This is a genomic window from Pseudomonas sp. Pf153 (genome assembly GCF_001269775.1).
GTDB classification, from domain to species: domain Bacteria; phylum Pseudomonadota; class Gammaproteobacteria; order Pseudomonadales; family Pseudomonadaceae; genus Aquipseudomonas; species Aquipseudomonas uvaldensis.
The window spans coordinates 710208-727806 of the sequence record NZ_LHVL01000030.1 but is presented as its reverse complement, the minus strand read 5'-3'; the positions used below and the strand labels follow the sequence as shown (position 1 = coordinate 727806).

General features: G+C 57.3%; 17 protein-coding genes. All 17 read left to right on the top strand.

Going from position 1 to position 17599, the window contains the following annotated elements; translation table 11 throughout:
• The first annotated feature begins 217 nt into the window (after positions 1 to 217).
• Positions 218 to 1189: a thiamine pyrophosphate-dependent dehydrogenase E1 component subunit alpha gene (locus AD666_RS24355; protein WP_053158045.1), complete on the top strand. Its 972-nt coding sequence runs from the start codon at positions 218 to 220 to the stop codon at positions 1187 to 1189.
• Positions 1190 to 1200: 11 nt separating this feature from the next.
• The gene (locus AD666_RS24350; protein ID WP_053158038.1) at positions 1201 to 2202 is read left to right on the top strand and encodes an alpha-ketoacid dehydrogenase subunit beta; all 1002 of its coding nucleotides are present in this window, start codon (positions 1201 to 1203) and stop codon (positions 2200 to 2202) included.
• A gap of 11 nt (positions 2203 to 2213) precedes the next feature.
• Positions 2214 to 3335: an acetoin dehydrogenase dihydrolipoyllysine-residue acetyltransferase subunit gene (locus AD666_RS24345; RefSeq protein ID WP_053158035.1), complete on the top strand. Its 1122-nt coding sequence runs from the start codon at positions 2214 to 2216 to the stop codon at positions 3333 to 3335.
• 82 nt (positions 3336 to 3417) lie between these two features.
• Entirely contained in the window at positions 3418 to 4173 is a 756-nt protein-coding gene (locus AD666_RS24340; protein WP_053158032.1) for an SDR family NAD(P)-dependent oxidoreductase, read from the top strand.
• Between the two features lie 16 nt (positions 4174 to 4189).
• On the top strand, positions 4190 to 4603 hold the full coding sequence (locus tag AD666_RS24335) for a heme-binding protein (RefSeq protein WP_053158029.1): 414 nt from the start codon (positions 4190 to 4192) through the stop codon (positions 4601 to 4603).
• Between the two features lie 38 nt (positions 4604 to 4641).
• Positions 4642 to 5445, top strand: coding sequence for a putative hydro-lyase (locus AD666_RS24330; RefSeq protein ID WP_218186713.1), 804 nt, complete (start codon positions 4642 to 4644; stop codon positions 5443 to 5445).
• 46 nt (positions 5446 to 5491) lie between these two features.
• Positions 5492 to 5941, top strand: a complete 450-nt coding sequence (locus AD666_RS24325; protein ID WP_053158027.1) for an OsmC family protein — start codon at positions 5492 to 5494, stop codon at positions 5939 to 5941.
• Between the two features lie 36 nt (positions 5942 to 5977).
• A complete protein-coding gene (locus AD666_RS24320) occupies positions 5978 to 6271 on the top strand; it encodes a putative quinol monooxygenase (protein WP_053158024.1) in 294 nt (97 codons plus the stop codon).
• A 52-nt stretch (positions 6272 to 6323) separates the two neighbouring features.
• Complete coding sequence (locus tag AD666_RS24315) at positions 6324 to 7109, top strand: LamB/YcsF family protein (protein WP_053158020.1); 786 nt, start codon at positions 6324 to 6326, stop codon at positions 7107 to 7109.
• Positions 7102 to 8703: an urea amidolyase family protein gene (locus AD666_RS24310; protein ID WP_053158017.1), complete on the top strand. Its 1602-nt coding sequence runs from the start codon at positions 7102 to 7104 to the stop codon at positions 8701 to 8703. Before AD666_RS24315 ends, AD666_RS24310 begins: the two co-directional genes overlap by 8 nt.
• The gene (locus AD666_RS24305; RefSeq protein ID WP_053158014.1) at positions 8700 to 10415 is read left to right on the top strand and encodes a biotin carboxylase N-terminal domain-containing protein; all 1716 of its coding nucleotides are present in this window, start codon (positions 8700 to 8702) and stop codon (positions 10413 to 10415) included. The genes AD666_RS24310 and AD666_RS24305 overlap by 4 nt, the downstream gene beginning before the upstream one ends.
• 105 nt (positions 10416 to 10520) lie before the next feature.
• Entirely contained in the window at positions 10521 to 11693 is a 1173-nt protein-coding gene (locus tag AD666_RS24300; RefSeq protein ID WP_218186711.1) for a Gfo/Idh/MocA family protein, read from the top strand.
• A gap of 82 nt (positions 11694 to 11775) precedes the next feature.
• Positions 11776 to 12750, top strand: a complete 975-nt coding sequence (locus AD666_RS24295) for a Gfo/Idh/MocA family protein (RefSeq protein ID WP_053158011.1) — start codon at positions 11776 to 11778, stop codon at positions 12748 to 12750.
• Between the two features lie 73 nt (positions 12751 to 12823).
• On the top strand, positions 12824 to 13885 hold the full coding sequence (locus AD666_RS24290; protein WP_053158007.1) for a Gfo/Idh/MocA family protein: 1062 nt from the start codon (positions 12824 to 12826) through the stop codon (positions 13883 to 13885).
• Positions 13886 to 14176: 291 nt separating this feature from the next.
• On the top strand, positions 14177 to 14950 hold the full coding sequence (locus AD666_RS24285) for an SDR family NAD(P)-dependent oxidoreductase (protein ID WP_053158004.1): 774 nt from the start codon (positions 14177 to 14179) through the stop codon (positions 14948 to 14950).
• A gap of 59 nt (positions 14951 to 15009) precedes the next feature.
• Positions 15010 to 15897 (top strand): alpha/beta fold hydrolase, encoded by an 888-nt coding sequence (locus AD666_RS24280; protein WP_053158001.1) that lies wholly within the window; start codon positions 15010 to 15012, stop codon positions 15895 to 15897.
• Between the two features lie 216 nt (positions 15898 to 16113).
• Entirely contained in the window at positions 16114 to 17580 is a 1467-nt protein-coding gene (locus AD666_RS24275; protein ID WP_053157999.1) for a cytosine permease, read from the top strand.
• Positions 17581 to 17599 lie beyond the last annotated feature (19 nt).

Genomic DNA, 17599 nt, shown 5'->3' with positions numbered 1-17599 from the left:
GTTGTCGCCAGAATGCGTTGTTTCGATAAGCAGACGTTATCTGAAGCAATCCAGAATCGCAATTGGACGTTATCAGTCCTACGCGCGAGGATGAGTCAAGGACAAGGTCCCACCCCGACGCGGTGAAGCGTTTCCCTTGAGCATCAAGCGCGGGCCGAAGCACAACTTGCTAACTACAAGAAATCCGAAAGCAAAGTTTCGAATGAGGAGAAGTGGAATGTTCTCGCAACATTTGCCCCGTGAGCGGTTGATCGAGGCCTACCGGGCCATGCAGACCATCCGTGTTTTCGAAGAGCGCATCATGATCGAAATGGGGACCGGTGATATTCCCGGCAACACTCACCTGTATGCCGGTCAAGAAGCCAGCGCGGTGGGTGTTTGCCTGCACCTTTCCGACGAGGACTATATCTCCTCCACGCACCGTGGCCACGGGCACTGTATCGCGAAAGGCGTCGATATCGTCGGCATGATGGCGGAGATCTTCGGTAAGGCCACTGGCACCTGTGGTGGCAAGGGTGGCTCGCAGCATATCGCCGATTTACGCAAAGGCATGCTCGGCGCCAACGGTATCGTTGCCGGCGGGGCACCCATCACCTGCGGTGCGGCGCTGACAGCCAAGCTTAATGGCACCAATCAAGTGGCAATCGCGTTCGCTGGCGACGGTGCAATGAACGAAGGCGCAATGGCCGAGAGCCTCAACCTGGCGAAGATCTGGATGCTCCCCATTGTCTTCGTCATTGAAGACAACGGGTTCGGTGAGGCGACCGCGAATGAGTTCGTCTCGGCCGGTACGTTCACCGGCCGTGCCGAAGGCTATGGTATTCCAGCTGCTGAGGTGGATGGCACCGATCTGTTCAAGGTTTACACCGCAGCGGGGGAGGCGATTGAGCGCGCCCGTAATGGTGGTGGTCCTACCCTGCTTCATATCCATGTTCCACGCTATTACGGCCACTACAGTGGGGACCCGGATAGCTACCGTACCCCTGATGAAAAGAAAACGATGCGCCTTGAGCAGGATTGCCTGGTCAAGTTCCGTGCAGCGGTAGAGTCGTATTCGCTCCAGGACGAACTGAAAGCCGTCGATGGGGAGGTCGAGCAGGCGGTGAACGAAGCCGTTTCGGCTGCTCGCGCTGCACCGTTCCCGCCGCTTTCGGCACTCACCTCTGACGTCTACGTGAAGTATCTGTAAGGAGCATCGTAATGGCTAAAATTTCTTATCGTCAGGCGCTTAACGATGCCCTTCACCTGGAAATGGCACGTGATCCGAAAGTGATCATGATGGGTGAGGACCTGACCGGCGGCGCCGGTGCTAACGGCGTCAAGGACGCCTGGGGCGGGCCTTTCGGGGTGACGCGCGGTCTGTTGGGGGCCTTTGGCCCGGAGCGCATACGCGACACCCCGATCAGTGAAACCGCCTTTGTCGGTGCGGCCGCCGGTGCCGCATTGACGGGTATGCGGCCGATTGCCGAACTGATGTTCGTGGATTTCGCAGGGGTCTGTCTCGACCAGATCGTCAACCAGATCGCGAAGTTTCGCTACATGTTCGGCGGCCATGCCCGTACGCCGTTGGTGATTCGGGCAACCTTCGGCGCCGGTACTCGTTCGGCTGCGCAGCACACCCAGGCTTTCTATCCGGTGTTCACCCATTTCCCGGGTTTGAAGGTGGTGATTCCTTCGAACCCTTACGATGCCAAGGGGCTGTTGCTGCAAGCGATCCGGGATGATGATCCGGTGATCTTCCTGGAAAACAAGATGCTGTACGACATGGTGGGTGAAGTGCCGGATGGCGCATACACCGTACCGTTTGGTGAGGCTCGCGTAGTGCGTGATGGCAACGATGTCTTGCTGATTGCGTTCGGTCGGATGGTCCAGGTCGCCGAGGAAGCTGCCCGCAAGCTTGCCTCCGAAGGTGTGTCCGCTTGCGTGATCGACCCGCGTACCACTTCGCCGCTGGACGAAGACACGCTGCTGGAGTTCACCGAAGAGATCGGCCGGGTTGTCATCATCGATGAAGCCAATCCACGCTGCGGCATGGCTGCCGATATCTCGGCGCTGCTGGCCGACAAATGCTTCCACGCTCTCAAGGCGCCTATCAAGATGGTGACGGCCCCACATACGCCGGTTCCGTATGCGCCGAACCTGGAAGATGCCTATGTTCCGAATGCCGACGCTGTCATCAAAGCGGTCAAGTCCATCATTTAGAGGTTGGGTGTATGTCTATCGAAGCAATCACCATTCCCAAGTGGGGAATGACCATGACCGAGGGGCTGTTGGCCGAATGGCTGGTGGCGGTCGGTGATCGGATCGAGCGTGGCCAGGAAATCATGGAAGTCGAGTCGACCAAAACGGCCAACGCGGTGGAGTCTCCGGTCAGCGGCATCGTGCGCAGGATCGTGGTACCCGAAGGGGATACCGCTGCAGTTGGTGCGCTGGTGGCTGTCGTTGCAGATGACAGTGTTTCTGACGAGGAAATCGACGCGTTCATTGCTCAATTTGCCAGCGCGAACAAGCAGGAAGATGGTGAAGAGTCCGGTGCCGTGGTGTCCAGAAAAATCGACGTCGGTGATGGCAAGGTCGTCAACGCGTTGGCTATCGGCCCGGAAAGTGACAGTACCGTTGTTTTGCTGCATGGTTTTGGAGGGGATTTGTCCACCTGGATGTTCAACCAGGATGCGTTTGCCAACGATTATCGCGTGGTGGTGTTGGATCTTCCAGGACATGGCGCATCTACCCCCATCAGTCAGGGGAACGTGCTGGATGCCTTGGTTGACGCGGTCGAGAAGGCGATCGATAGCCTAGCCAAAGGCAAGCTGCACCTTGTTGCGCATTCCTTTGGAGGCGCTGTGGCTGCTGCCCTTGCCCTACGCAAGGGGCACGCCGTAGCGTCGATCAGCCTGTTGGCGCCTGTGGGCTTGAGCGCGAGCATGAACAAGTCGTTCCTCGATGATTTCGTTGCAGCCGAACGCCGCCGTCCGCTGAAAGAAGTGTTGGAGCGACTGTTCGCCGATCCGTCGAAAATCAGCAACGACATGGTCGAGGCAACATTGCAGTTCAAGCGATTGGAAGGTGTCCCACAGGCCCTTGAGGCCATCAAGGACTTGATCGCCAACGAGCAGGGGCAGGTGCAATCGATTGGTGCGACGTTGCGTGAGTTCCACGGCCCGGTGCAACTGATCTGGGGCGAGCGCGATCAGGTCGTGCCTGTGCCTACGTCCTCAGAAGTTCCGCAGAACGCCACGTTGACCACGCTGCCGGACGTTGGCCATATGCCGCAAATGGAGTCGACCACAGAGGTCAACCGTCTGGTGCTGGAAAACATCGCAAAAGCAAAATAACGCTCACCTCTGATTGGGCGTCTTGCCAACAACGGACGCCCTCAGGAGCTTTTGAAATATAACTTTCGTATAGGCAAATAAAATGGCCAATCGATTGACGGATAAGTACGTCCTTTTGACAGGCGGAGTCGCCAATATCGGGTTGGCAATTCTCGACTCTTTTGTCGCTGAAGGTGCCACTGTTGCAGTCGTTGATATTGACGAGAAGCGCGGCTTGGAAGTGCAAGATCGTTATCTGGGGGCGGTCAGGTTTTTCCGTGCTGACTTGGCTCGGGAAGACGAAATCCATGAAGTTGTAAAGAACGCCGCAAGTTGGCTGGGTGGAATTAACACCTTGTGCCTGAATGCCGGTATTCAGCTCTCCGGTAACGTCGAAGACTTTGCCGTTGAGGCTTGGGATAAAGTTTTTTCCATCAATGTGCGAGCCAACTTCTTATTCATAAAGGAGTCCCTGCCTTATTTACGTGAAGCCAGGAAGTCGTCGGTCGTTCTCATGTCGTCGTTGGCGGGTAAACGCGGCGGCCCAGGCCTGAGTTGTTACTCCGCATCGAAGGCTGCCACCATCGGCCTGACCAACTCGCTTGCCATTGAACTAGCCAAGGATGGGGTGCGGGTCAACGCGGTATGTCCGGGATGGATCGATACCCCGTTCAATCAACCGATCATTGATTTCATGGGCGGCAAGGGTAAGCAGGAATCGGTCGTCCAGGCGAATATCCCATTGGGTCGCCAGGCGACGCCGGATGAAGTCGCACCGCTGTTCGTGTATCTGGCGTCCGACGAGTCCTCTTATGTCACTGCACAGGCTATCAATGTGTGTGGCGGTGCTTACAACTGATGTGAGGTAGGTCTTCATGGCTAACAGAATTTCACATGAGATAGCGCTTCTCGGGTTGGCTGCCGGCGTACGCAAAGCGAAAGAACTCAACCAGCGCTCCACGCTCTCCATCGTCGACGACGGTGGTCACCTGATCGCTTCTGTGCGCGTGGATGATGCCGCCTTCGGCACCATCGAAATTGCCCACAATAAGGCCTACACCGCCGCTGCATTCCGGCGCTCCACTGCCGCATGGATGGAAGCCGTTCAGCCCGGTGCTGCGTTATACGGACTCGAGCGCTCCTGTGCTCGCCCGTTCGTGGTGTTTGGAGGCGGCTTGCCCGTCTTTGAAGGTCACTCGGTCATTGGCGGCGTTGGTGTATCCGGCGGGCCGGTCGAGGCGGATGAGGCGATTGCCAGCGCGATCGTTTCGGCGATCCAAGAACAATAAATGTGCGTAACTTGATACTGCCGAGCAGGTGACTGTCGATGGAACCGATTAAAGCGATGCAAGCGAGGTCTGCGCAGCAAGTGCGGCAGATGATCCGTAATGGAGAACTGCGCGCCCCAACCAGCGGGTACGCTGACGGGTTCATGCAGGCAAATCTGATGATCCTGCCGGCGCAATATGCAGCGGATTTCAAGGGCTTTTGCGAAAAAAATCAAAAAAGCTGCCCACTGGTGGCCATGGGCAGTCCAGGCGATCCGTCCTTGCCATTGGCGGGCGATATCGACATCAGGACGGATGTGGCGCGTTATCGAGTGTACCGCCAGGGTGTGCATGTCGACACGGTAGACAACCTCCTGGAGATCTGGCGAGACGACCTCGTTATCTTCGCGCTCGGCTGCTCCTTCTCGTTTGAAAACGCAATCCTGAATGCCGGCATCGAGATCAGGCACATCACCGCCAAACGCAACGTGCCGATGTACAAGACGAATTTGCCAACGGTACAGAATGGGCCGTTCAAGGGAAACATGGTCGTGTCCATGCGTGCCTTCAGCCCGAGCGACCTGGTCCAGGCGATCGTGCTATCAGCGCGCTTCCCGCTCGCCCATGGTGCCCCGGTGCATATCGGCGATCCCTCCGAAATAGGCATCACTGACGTCTACAAACCCGATTTTGGTGATGTCCCGGTCATTCAAGACGGTGACATTCTTGGATTTTGGGCGTGCGGCGTAACGCCGCAGATGGCTATTCAACAGGCCAACGTGGACATCGCCATCACCCACGAGCCCGGCTACATGTTGGTGACAGACCTGCCCGCCGACGCCAACCAATTATCTGTGGCCTGATACCAAGCGGCCAGATCCATAGCCGTTGAGAACCAAAGGAGGCTGTATGTCCGAGCATGTCGTAAAACTGGAATGGCGCGCTGCGGCGCATCCGACCACACCGCAAACCTACACTCGCGACCTGGTGGTGCGCGTGAGTCCCGAGGTAACGATCCCGGCGTCGGCGGCGGTGGATTATTTGGGCTCGGCCGAAAAAGCCGATCCCGAGCAGCTTCTGGTCAGCGCGCTTGCCAGCTGCCACATGTTGTATTTCCTGGCCCTCGCAGAGGGGCAGGGTTATGAGGTCGGCGCCTACACCGACAATGCAGCGGGCACGGTTAGCAAGCGTGATGAAGGCGGTTTCTGGATATCGGAGATTACCCTCAATCCACAAGTGGTGTTCAGCTCGGAAAAGCGCCCTGATGCGCAGGCGCTTGAGCGGCTGCATCACCGCGCCCACAAGGGATGTTTCATTGCCAACTCGATCAAAACCAAGGTTTCGATTCGAGTAGGTTGAAGTCGATAGCTACTCAAACAATCTATGAGGTGACGCATGAGCAATAAATTGGTGGTGGTTGCAACGGTTACCGCCCAACCGGGCAAGGCAGTAGAACTCAAGGCTGCGCTGCAAACGTTGGTGCCCGTCGCCAAAACCGAACAGGGGTTTGTGCAATATGACCTGCATGTTTCCAATGACGATGCTGGGGAGTTCCTGTTTTACGAGATCTGGGACGATGAGGCGGCTTTGCAGCTGCATTCGAGCAGCGAGTTCTCGAAGGCCTTTGGCGAAAAGTACGGTCATCTGATCAAGAACTCCACCCTGACCAAATTCACGCGCGTTTCATAAGTTGTAGCGATTGATTCCCGCGCTTTGTGGCTAACGTTGAGACAAAAACAATATGGCGAGTATCGACCTCAACAGCGACCTCGGTGAAAGCTTCGGCCCATGGCCGATGGGGGATGACGCGGCAATGCTGGATCTGGTCTCCAGTGCCAACATCGCCTGTGGATTCCACGCCGGTGATCCCGCAGGAATTTTGTCTGTGATCCACAAAGCAGTTGATCGAGGCGTGGTTATCGGCGCTCACGTGGGCTACCGTGATCTTGTCGGCTTCGGTCGCCGGGCCATGGAGCCTTCAAGTGCCGAGCTGATTGGGGATGTGATCTATCAGATTGGGGCGCTTCAAGGTTTAGCCAAAGCCGCGGGGACTTCAATCCATTACGTAAAACCCCATGGCGCGCTGTATAACACGATCGCCAACGATACACGGCAGGCGGCGGATGTGATCGAGGCGATCAAAGCGATCGATTCCGGTCTCACCCTGCTTGCTTTGGCGGGCGCGCCGATTGTTCAACAGGCGCGCGAAGCAGGGCTTCGCGTGGTTTGCGAGGCCTTTGCCGACAGGGCCTACAACGCAGACGGTTCGTTGGTGAATCGGCGCCTTGCAGGTGCCGTGATTCACGATCCTGAACTTATCGCACGGCGCATGCTGCGGCTGGTTAGCGAAGGCGTCATCGAATCGATCGACGGGTTGGACGTCACCATTGAGGCCGACTCGATCTGCGTACATGGGGACAACGCGACGTCTGTCGTCACGGCCCGTGCTTTGAGAGAAGCGTTGATCGCCAATGGCGTGCAGATTGTCAGTTTTATCGGCGCAGCGAGCGGAGGTCACCGTGAGTAATGTCTTGCAGTTCCGACGCGCTGGGGACAACGGGCTGTTAATTGAACTGCCGGACCTGAACGCCACCGTAGCCTGGTTTGAAGCCATTACTACTGCTGCATTTGACGGAATAGAGGAGACCATCCCGGGCGCCAGGACATTACTTGTTCATTTCGACGCCCTGATGGTAAGCCATGACGAGTTAGTCGGAAAAATTGCTGGTTTGACGCCGAGTTGTGGCGCCCAATCCGTAGGACAGTTGATCGAGATCCCCATTGTCTACGACGGCGAAGACCTCGGTTTTGTGGCTGCTTACCTGGGCTGCTCGGTTGATCAGCTTATCCGTCGCCATAGTGCGGCAACGTTTACTGTGGCGTTCACTGGATTTGCGCCAGGCTTTGCCTACATGACCTGCGACGATCCGCAATTGAATGTGCCGCGCCGAGAGACTCCGCGAGTGCGAATCCCCGCCGGCTCGGTCGCCATGGCAGGAGCGTTCTGCGGTGTTTATCCCACAGACAGTCCTGGTGGTTGGCAACTGCTGGGCACAACGCCTTCAACGATGTGGGACTTGACTCGCGAACGGGCTGCGCTGCTTGCCCCGGGCGATCGTGTGCGTTTTCGAGAAATCGACAAGCGAGACAGCGTGACTGCCGTGCCGTCGACACTGCCATTCTCCAGGCAACACGCCACAGGTGCCAGCGGTTTGCGTGTCATTTCCAGCGACCGACCTGCTTTGTATCAAGATACAGGGCGCCAGGGGTGCAGCAACCAGGGTGTCTCTCGGTCGGGGGCCGCCGATCTCGCTGCGCTGCGTGCTGTCAATGAGCTGGTGGGCAATCAATCGGGTGAGGCGGCTGTCGAAATCACCTATGGCGGGCTTACGCTACAAGCAGATGAATCCGCGACCTGCGCCGTAACTGGGGCTGATGTTTCCATCCGTATCGAAACGGAGCGAGGGCATACCCTTGACGTGCCTATAGGTACTGCATTCGCGCTCGATGCCGGTGACACCCTGACGTTGGGTGCACCGATTTCGGGCGTGCGCAGCTACCTGACCATACGGGGCGGATTCGATGTCGAGCGCGTGTTGGGTTCGGCATCCACTGACACATTGGCAAAGCTCGGGCCTGCACCGATCGGGGTGGGCGATGCGCTGGTTCCCGCCGACAAGGCCATTGCCTCAATTTATCCTTATTCGCTGGCCGGCCCTGCGCTGCCGCGCGGGGGCGACCTTGTAACCATCGACGTGGTGATGGGGCCGCGTACGGATTGGTTTACCCCGCAATCCCTTTCGATTTTCTTTAACCAGCCATGGGCCGTCACTGCCGAATCTAGCCGCGTGGGTGTACGGCTGCTGGGCGAGCAGGCACTTGTTCGTGCTCGTCAGGACGAACTGCCTTCTGAAGGGACATGTGTCGGATCGATCCAGGTGCCGGCGAGCGGCCAGCCGGTGTTGTTCCTTGCGGATCACCCGTTGACAGGTGGTTATCCAGTCATCGCCGTGGTCGCCGCTCACCACCTGAGTCTGGCTGCGCAGATACCCATCGGCTGCAAGATCCGCTTCAACGCAATAGTGGACCACCAGGTTTTTGCTAAGGACCCAGAACAATGAAAAAGTTATTGATCGCCAACCGCGGTGAAATTGCCATTCGCATCATGCGTGCCGCACGCGATTATGGCGTTGCATCGGTGGCCATCTACTCTGATGCGGATGCTGAGTCCCTGCACGTCCAGCTGGCGGAAGAGGCCTATGGTCTCGGTCCGGGCAAGCCTGCTGACACTTATCTCGACATTGCCAAGATCATCGCCGTCGCCAGGCGTGCCGGTGCCGATGCTGTTCACCCGGGGTACGGTTTTTTATCTGAGCGCGCCGAGTTTGCCCAGGCCGTTATCGATGCGGGACTGATCTGGGTCGGGCCTTCCCCTTCGGTGATCATGGCGCTGGGTGACAAGGTGGAGGCCCGACGCATTGCCCAGGCTGTCGGCGCACCCTTGGTCAAAGGGACGCCAGGGCCATTGGCGAATGCTGCGGAGGCCGTAGCTTTCGCGAAGGAGTCGGGTTTGCCGCTGGCAATCAAGGCTGCGTTTGGTGGCGGAGGGCGCGGAATGAAAGTCGCCCATAAGCTGGAGGAGGTGGGTGACCTGTTCACTTCGGCGGTGCGCGAAGCCATCGAGGCATTCGGTCGCGGCGAATGCTACGCCGAGCAGTTTCTTGAACGTCCGCGGCATATCGAAGCACAGGTCATCGCTGACCAGCATGGCAACACCGTGGTGCTGGGAACCCGCGATTGCTCATTACAACGCCGTAACCAGAAACTGGTGGAAGAGGCACCCGCCCCGTTCATAACAGCCGACCAGAACCGTCGGATCCATGAAGCGGCCCAAGCGATCTGTGCCCATGCCGGCTACACGGGGGCCGGCACCGTCGAATTTTTGCTGTCGCGGAACGGCACTCTTTCCTTCCTGGAAGTGAACACCCGACTGCAGGTCGAACACCCAGTCACGGAAGAAACCACCGGCGTGGACATCGTTGTCGAGCAACTGCGCATTGCAGACGGTTTACCCTTGTCGATCCGCCAGGCGCCGGAACTGCGTGGACATGCACTTGAGTTTCGTATCAACGCTGAAGATCCAGGAAGGGGATTCTTGCCGACGCCGGGGCGAATCAATGTGTTTCGTGTTCCATCGGGCCCCGGCGTACGCGTCGACTCGGGGGTGGAGTCGGGCTCTGTCATTCCCGGTCTTTACGACTCGATGATGGCGAAGCTGATCGTCACGGGTGCTACCCGTGAGCAGGCGATCACTCGCGCACGTCGTGCGCTGAAGGAGTTCACCATTGAGGGGGTGGCGTCGGTATTGCCATTTCACCGTGCAGTGCTGGAAGAGCCCTGTTTCAACGGTGAAGCGCTGTTCGGCGTCTACACCAATTGGATCGAAACCGAATTCAACGGCGTACCGCTCAGTCCTCGCATCGAGGCGGTGGACGCGGGCTTGCACCGATGCTTCATCGAGATCGACGGTAAGCGCCACGAGCTGGGCATTCCGTCGTCATTGTTCAACGGAGTGGCGGCGCCTTCTTCATCGAGTGTTTCGCCTGCCGTCAACAGCGAAGGCGCGGTCACCGCGCCGATTCCAGGCACATTGCAGCAGTGGCTGGTGAGCGACGGTGAGGCCGTCAAAAAGGGTGACGGGATTGCATTGATTGAAGCCATGAAGATGGAAACGCGGGTCGTCGCCGCCAGCGATGGCGTGATTACGCAGAAGGTGACAGCGGGCACCATGGTGTCCATCGGTCAGCTCCTGGCGGACATTGCTCTCCCGTAATCGAGATAGCCCGTCATGTGGGGTTTGCGCTGCAGCTTGCCGTTCAGGTTTTGGGTAGTAAATAGATAACAACTGTTGATTAACGGCCAATACAGGCTGGAGGGAGTGCTGATCGTGAAAAAATACAATGTTGCATTAATCGGTACGGGCTTCATGGGCAAGGCGCACTCGATCGCAACCGCTGTTGTGCCGATCCTGTTCGGTGCCCCTGTTGAAATCGAGCGCAAAGTCATCGTCGACATCGATGAAGAACTGGCCCGCGATGCTGCGAAGCAGTATGGCTTTGCCGAGTACACCACCGATTGGCGCGATGTGATCAATCGTCCCGATGTCGATATCGTCGATATCTGTACCCCTAACGACACTCACGCTGAAATCGCCATTGCGGCCGCACTGGCCGGCAAGCACGTCATGTGCGAGAAACCTATGGCCATGACCGTCGCCGATGCCGAAAAGATGCAGGAGGCCGCGCAGAAGACCGGCGTGGTAACCATGGTTTCCTACAATTATCGTCATACGCCCGCCATCCAGATGGCCAAGAAGCTGATCGACGAAGGTCGCATCGGCAAGATCCTGAGCTTTCGCGGTTATTACCTCCAGGACTGGGGGGCAGATCCGTCGACGCCTTTGTCGTGGCGCTTCAACAAGGCCAAAGCAGGTTCTGGAACACTGGGTGATATCGGCACTCACGTGATCGACGCGGCGCGCCTGCTGGTGGGGGAATTCGCTTCCGTAAACTCCATCGTGAAGACATTCATTCCCGAGCGTCCGTTGCCTGCCGGTCGATTTTTCGGACCAGCTGGCCAGGCCTCATCGGAGAAGGGGCAGGTGGATGTCGATGACGCCGCGCTGACCATGATCCATTTCACCAATGGCGTCTATGGCACTATCGAAGTAACTCGCAATGCCTGGGGGCATCACAACCAACTGGGCTTTGAGATCCACGGCACCAAGGGCTCGATCGCTTTCGATTACCAGCGTTTGAACGAACTGCGCGTGGCTTTCGCAGATGACCCGGCTGACACCTTCGGCTTCCGTACTATTTACTCGGGGCCGCACCAACCATTCGGTGACAAGCTGTGGCCGGTAGCCGGTATGGGGCAAGGCTACATCGATGTGAAATCCATCGAGTGGTACAACTTCCTCAAGGCCATTGCTGAGAATGCGCCCGCTTCACCCAACTTCGACGACGGCTTGCAGATCGAGCGCATCGCCGAAGCGATCCTGAACTCGGGTGAAAGTGGCAATTGGGAGCAAATCGAGCAACCTGCCTCCTGATAGCTAGTCCTACAAATGGGTGTGAGGTTCACACCCATTTTTACATCTGACAAAGCGCATTCGTTTCCCAGGAGACTAAACAATGAGTATCGCAGTTGGATTGGTGGGTACGGGAGTCATGGGTAGCGAACACGCGAGGATCCTGCGGGAGGATACTCCGGGGGCTCGGCTCGCGGGCGTGTGTGATGCGGATCCGCGAAAAGCAGCGATAGCAGGCTGCGGAGCGCAAGTCTATTCCGACCCCTTGGAAATGATTCACTCTCGAGAGATTGACGCAGTAGTGATCGCCTCGCCTGACTCAACCCATGCAGACTTGGTCATGGCCTGCATGGCGGCAGAGAAACCTGTGCTTTGCGAAAAGCCGTTGGCGATCACCGCCGCGCAAGCCCTCGCGATAGTGGAATTGGAAATGTCGAAGGGGCGACGCCTGGTGCAGGTGGGCTATATGCGCAGGTTCGACCCAGCCTACAGATTGCTCAAGCAGAGCTTCGACAGCGGTGAAATCGGCAAACCGCTGATCGTCCACAATGTTCACCGCAACCTGGTGGCGCCGGAATGGATGACGGGATCGATGTCCATCAGTAACGCTTTCGTCCATGAGATCGACGTGGTGCGCTGGCTGTTGGATACGGACCTTGCGACGGTAAGGGTCACCTCGTTGCAGAAGGGCGATCCACTGGTTATCGAAATGACCACCCGAAGCGGCACTGTCATCACGAACGAAATCAACATGAACTGCCAATATGGCTATTACGTTCATTCCGAGATTGTCGGCGAGAACGGCGTTGCGTCCCTGCCTGCTATGCCATCGACCGTAATTCATAGAGCCGGGCAGCAAGTCTTGGCCTATCCCACTTACTGGGTGCCACGCTTTATGGAGGCCTATAAGGCCCAGACAAAGTCGTGGATAAAAACGATCCAGACAAGGCAAGCCTACGAAGGTGCAAGCGCCTGGGACGGTTACGTCACTACCGCAGTGGCCGAACAAATCATTGAAGGCAAGGAGACTGGAGAGATCCAACTGACTTTGCTCTCGTGCCCATCGTTCTATGCATAGAAGTGGTTGCTCGGCCCAAGGTTTACCGCGCGATTATTCCAATACTCAACCGTGAGTAATGAGGAGGCAGTTGATGATCAGATATGCCGTGGTAGGGCTGGGTTGGATTTCTCGACAAGCATTTTTACCGGCGGTGCTTCTGACGGGTAACTCCGTCGTCACCGCCCTTGTGAGCGGAACAATCGAGAAGGCAGGCGCGATTGCGGCGCGGTACGGCGTCGAGCGAGTTGTCTCCTACGAAGACTATGACGAACTGGTCAGCAGTGACCTGATTGACGCGGTGTACATAGCAGTACCGAATTCGCTTCACGCCGTCTTCGCCCTCAAGGCTTTAGAGCACGGCAAACATGTGATGGTTGAAAAGCCCATTGCCACCTCACAGGCCGACGCTGAGGCCATGATCGCTGTGGCGCAACACCGTGGTGCCTTGTTGATGACCAGTTACCGCCTGCATCACGACGTCGGTACCATTGAGGCTCTGCAATCGATCCGTTCTGGGGCTATTGGTGATCCTCGATTCTTCGGCGCAACCTTTACGTTCCAATCCGATGCGGATAATCACCGCCTGAATCCGGAGCACTGGGGGGGGCCGCTCCAAGACATCGGTATCTATTGCATCAACGCGGCACGTCACGTTTTTGCTGCGGAGCCCGTGGAAGTGTTCGCTGCCAGTTGCAGGAATGATAACGACCCGCGCTTTAGGGACATATCGGACTCGATCGCCGTGACGTTGCGTTTTCCTGGTCAGCGCCTCGCGCAATTTTTTTGCAGTTTCGCCGCATATCCGTCCGACACCTACCAAGTGGTGGGGACTGAAGGTGTTCTGAACATGCAGCCGGGGTTTCGCTTCGAGACGCCAATGTCCATGACGATCGAGAATTCCACGGGGCCGCAACGAACTGACTTTGCCCACTACGATCATTTTGCAGGGCAAATCGCCTACTTTTCCAAATGCATAGCCGATGGAGCCCGACCTGTTGATGATGGCCAAGAGGGGCTGGCGGATCTCAGGGTTCTGTTGGCCATCGACCGTTCAGCTTTGACAGGCTTGCCGGTCTCCCTGGAACCGCAGGTTTATCGACATGGCCCCGATGCTTCTTCGGTTCGTATGATCGAGCCCAAAGTTGCAACTTGAACCAGCCAGAAGGCGCGACCAAGGGACTCCCATGTCGAAACGTCAAGCGTTGTTCGTTGCCCCGGGCGCTCAGCCGTCAGGTTTTAACTGATAAGCAACACCTATCGATGACAATCATAAATGAGGATTTGACCCTATCAGGGGGGCAGGGGAATATCGAGCCCAAGGCATGGGCTTGATACCGGTTCCTGTTGTTGAGTACCTAACCTCTTTTTACGAACCGCTTTCACGGGGCGTTGGCCTGAAGCACGGTTCGTTGTCCGGCAATACTGATTTGGCGAGGTCGATGACGTGAATAATTATAACGGTCGCGTAGTGGTAGTAACGGGAGGCGGCTCGGGCATGGGCCGCGCGATGGTGCATGAGTTTACCGCTCGCGGCGCTAATGTGGCGGTGTTGGATATCAACCCCAAGCGTGCGGAGGAAACGGTTTCCGAACTCGCTCAACCGGATCTCGCCCTAGCCCTCGCTGTCGATGTCAGTAACCCCAAAAGTGTCCAATCGGCCATTGACGCCGTTATCCAGCGTTGGGGCCGTATCGACCTGCTGTGCAACAACGCGGGCATCCTGGATGGTCATGCCACAGCCCATGAAGTCAGCCTGGAAGAGTGGGACAAGGTCATTGCCGTCAACCTGACCGGCCCCTTCCTGATGGCCCGAGCCGTTATCCCGCAAATGCTTAAGCAAGGTAAAGGTGCAATCATCAACACTTCGTCGACCTCCGGCTTCAGCGCCGCAGGCGGCGGCACTGCCTATACCGCTTCCAAGCACGGCGTTATCGGCCTGACCCGTCAGTTGACGTTCGAATACGGCGCGCGCGGTATTCGTGTCAACACTATCTGCCCTGGCGCGACGGCAACGCCGCTGGCCCTGGCCGACCCCGTTACTGCAAGCTCGCCAGATATGGAAGCGGCCATCAAGAAGTTTCCTGCCCAACGTTGGTGTCAGCCTAGCGAAATCGCCAAGCTGGCTGCATTCCTTGGCGGCGATGAAGCAGACTTTGTCCATGGCAGCGAATACGTAATGGACGGTGGCTGGCTGGCCGCTGCGCGCGATCCCTTCTAAAGACGAGGCTGTAGAGCCATGAACTCAATCTTTCTTTCTGTGCAAAGGTAACGGACAAAATGTTTAGTGCACGTGAATGGCCGGACAGTGGTGTTGAAGGGTTCGAGCGCGGTTTTGAAACGGTGGACGGCTCGCGTATTCACTATGTGAGCGGCGGTATACCGGACGGTGAGGTCATGGTGCTGGTGTGCGGATTTCCGCAGAGTTGGTATGCATGGCGTAAAGTGCTTCCCCTGCTGGGAAAGCACTACCATGTGATAGCGCCGGATCTTCCGGGGCAGGGCGATTCGGATCGCCCATCGCATTGCGATACAGGTCATGTGTCGCGCTTGCTGAAGAAGTTCCTGACCCAGGTCGGTGTTGAGAAGCACTCCTTGGTGGTTCACGACATCGGTGCCTGGGTCGGTTACCCGTACTGTGCGCAGTATGGCGATAACGTCACGGGGCTGGCTATTCTGGACACGGGCATTCCCGGTATCAGCTTGCCAGACAATCTGCCATGGACGTCCGAGGTCGCGTGGCGGACATGGCACGTCGCGTTCCACAACATTCCAGACTTGCCGGAAGCGTTGCTCGAAGGTCGCGAGCACATCTACCTGGAGTGGTACTTGCAACGCAAGGCGGCCAATCCTCAGATCTTCACCGAGGAGGATTTTGCCGAGTACCTGCGCGGGTTCCGTCTCAACGGGTGGAAGGGCGGCCTGGCGTACTACCGGGCGATAACGCAGTCGGCTGAACAGAATCGTGAGTTTGCTAAAACACCACTGAAGATGCCGGTCCTGGCGGTTCGCGCAGACCAGGGGTCTATGCCTGATCTGGTCAGTGAGTTGAAGAAAGTAGCCGACAACGTCTCGGGCACCATGGTCAAGAGCGGTCATTACATTCCAGAGGAGCAACCTGTCGGTCTGGTTAATGAACTGCTTGCATTTTTTGCCAGTGTGAAGTGATGCGAAGGATATGACCTGCAACGCCCGGGCCTGTTCTCGGGCGTTGTTATCTGTGTGCCCGGTATTGCGTATAGAAAGAGAACCGTTATGTCGGAACTGAGTAGACTTAAAGTCACGTATGCAGATGACCCGCGAGTGCTGGCTGAACAATCAGTGGAAGATTACTCGAGGCATGTGGTACCCCTGTCAGCGAGAACGAATCGCTGGAGCCTGGCGATGGCCTCTTGGTCAGTGCTCAGCGCGATGTTCTACTTGTACATCAGCGTGGCCGTCGCCCAGTCCGTGGGCAGCCAGAATGCGATGATCGGTATCGCGCTCTCAGCGTTGTTCTACGGCGGCATCAACTATGTGATTGCACAGCGTTCGATCAAAAACGGATTGACCGTCGCGTTGCTGTCGCGAGGCATCTTCGGCGGCGCCGGGGCAACCATTTCGTCGCTGCTATTTGCGGTGACGGCGACCTATTACGCCGTGTTCGAGGGATCGATCATCGCCGTCGCGTTCCAGCAGTACTTTGCTCCGCACAGCGACATGCGCTGGTGGTATCTGCTGGTGGTGCTGTATGCGTTGCCCTTGGTAATGGGCAGCGTCCAGGTGTGGCTCGATAAGCTCAACGGTGCACTGTTGCCGCTGTATATCATTGGCCTGGTGCTGGTCGTTTTCATGGCCGGCAGCAAATATGGCTTCACCACTTCGTTCCTGTCCATCCCGGCTTCAACTGATCCGGCGGTTCCCGGATGGATGTGGGCGTTCATCGTGTACATGGGCATCTGCGTTAACATGATGGTCACTGCCGAATTCTCACGGTTCGGCAAGCCGGCAGATGCAAGGTTTCATAGTCTGATCACCTTTGGTCCGGTGTTCTACTTTGCGCTGTTTGTGGTTAACGGATTGGCAGGCGTCTTCATCATGAATACGGTCTTTCCGGGCCTGCAGGCTAGCGAGCGCGGCGTGGCCGAAGCCATTTTGAATGCAGCCGGTTTGCTCGGGCTGATCTTCATTCTGATCAGCCAGACACGCATCAATACGGCCAACTACTATGTGGCGTCGCTGAACTTCGCCGGGTTTGCCGCGCGAGGCTTGCGTATCTCTTGGCCACGCTGGGTGTGGGTGCTGTTCGTAGGCTGCTGCGTGTATCTGTTGATGCTCACCAACGTGTTCAGCTATCTGCTCAAGGCGTTGGCATGGCAGGGCGTTGCGGTGACGTCCTGGGTGGCGATCCTGATGACTCACTATGCGTTGAACCGGGACGCTGAGCATGGGCTGGAGTTTCGGCCGGGCAGGGTAAAAGCCATCATGCCCGGCGCCTGGGCGATGATCATTTCAACGGTCGTAGGCATCGCGGTCGTCGAAGGTGGAACCAAAGGCAGCTGGTACGTGGAAATCGCGTCAATCCTGATCTCGGGCTTGGCTGCGCTTAGCTACTGGGTGATCGTCAAGTGCGTCGCCGGAGAAGTGATTGCGCGATCCTCCGACCCGCGTGACGAAGTTGTCGATGTGTGGCTTGCACACATCGAGTGCCATGTGTGCAATCGATCCTACAGCGCCATCGAGATGGATCGAGACCCTTCGGCAGAGCAACAAGCTATCTGTGCTAGTTGTGCTGAGGGTAACTATATCTTCCTCCAATCGGCGCGTGAGGAGGGTAGCAATATGCGTGTTTCTCCCGCGCAGGCCAGGTAGGAGACGATGGCTGTGGATG

Bases quoted from the DNA above. Each gene is read 5' to 3' on its own strand.
- AD666_RS24315 (WP_053158020.1), top strand. From the start codon at position 6,324: ATGGCGAGTATCGACCTCAACAGCGACCTCGGTGAAAGCTTCGGCCCA.
- AD666_RS24275 (WP_053157999.1), top strand. From the start codon at position 16,114: ATGGCCTCTTGGTCAGTGCTCAGCGCGATGTTCTACTTGTACATCAGC.
- AD666_RS24280 (WP_053158001.1), top strand. From the start codon at position 15,010: ATGTTTAGTGCACGTGAATGGCCGGACAGTGGTGTTGAAGGGTTCGAG.
- AD666_RS24290 (WP_053158007.1), top strand. From the start codon at position 12,824: ATGATCAGATATGCCGTGGTAGGGCTGGGTTGGATTTCTCGACAAGCA.
- AD666_RS24350 (WP_053158038.1), top strand. From the start codon at position 1,201: ATGGCTAAAATTTCTTATCGTCAGGCGCTTAACGATGCCCTTCACCTG.
- AD666_RS24320 (WP_053158024.1), top strand. From the start codon at position 5,978: ATGAGCAATAAATTGGTGGTGGTTGCAACGGTTACCGCCCAACCGGGC.
- AD666_RS24335 (WP_053158029.1), top strand. From the start codon at position 4,190: ATGGCTAACAGAATTTCACATGAGATAGCGCTTCTCGGGTTGGCTGCC.
- AD666_RS24330 (WP_218186713.1), top strand. From the start codon at position 4,642: ATGGAACCGATTAAAGCGATGCAAGCGAGGTCTGCGCAGCAAGTGCGG.
- AD666_RS24325 (WP_053158027.1), top strand. From the start codon at position 5,492: ATGTCCGAGCATGTCGTAAAACTGGAATGGCGCGCTGCGGCGCATCCG.
- AD666_RS24295 (WP_053158011.1), top strand. From the start codon at position 11,776: ATGAGTATCGCAGTTGGATTGGTGGGTACGGGAGTCATGGGTAGCGAA.
- AD666_RS24305 (WP_053158014.1), top strand. From the start codon at position 8,700: ATGAAAAAGTTATTGATCGCCAACCGCGGTGAAATTGCCATTCGCATC.
- AD666_RS24345 (WP_053158035.1), top strand. From the start codon at position 2,214: ATGTCTATCGAAGCAATCACCATTCCCAAGTGGGGAATGACCATGACC.
- AD666_RS24355 (WP_053158045.1), top strand. From the start codon at position 218: ATGTTCTCGCAACATTTGCCCCGTGAGCGGTTGATCGAGGCCTACCGG.
- AD666_RS24340 (WP_053158032.1), top strand. From the start codon at position 3,418: ATGGCCAATCGATTGACGGATAAGTACGTCCTTTTGACAGGCGGAGTC.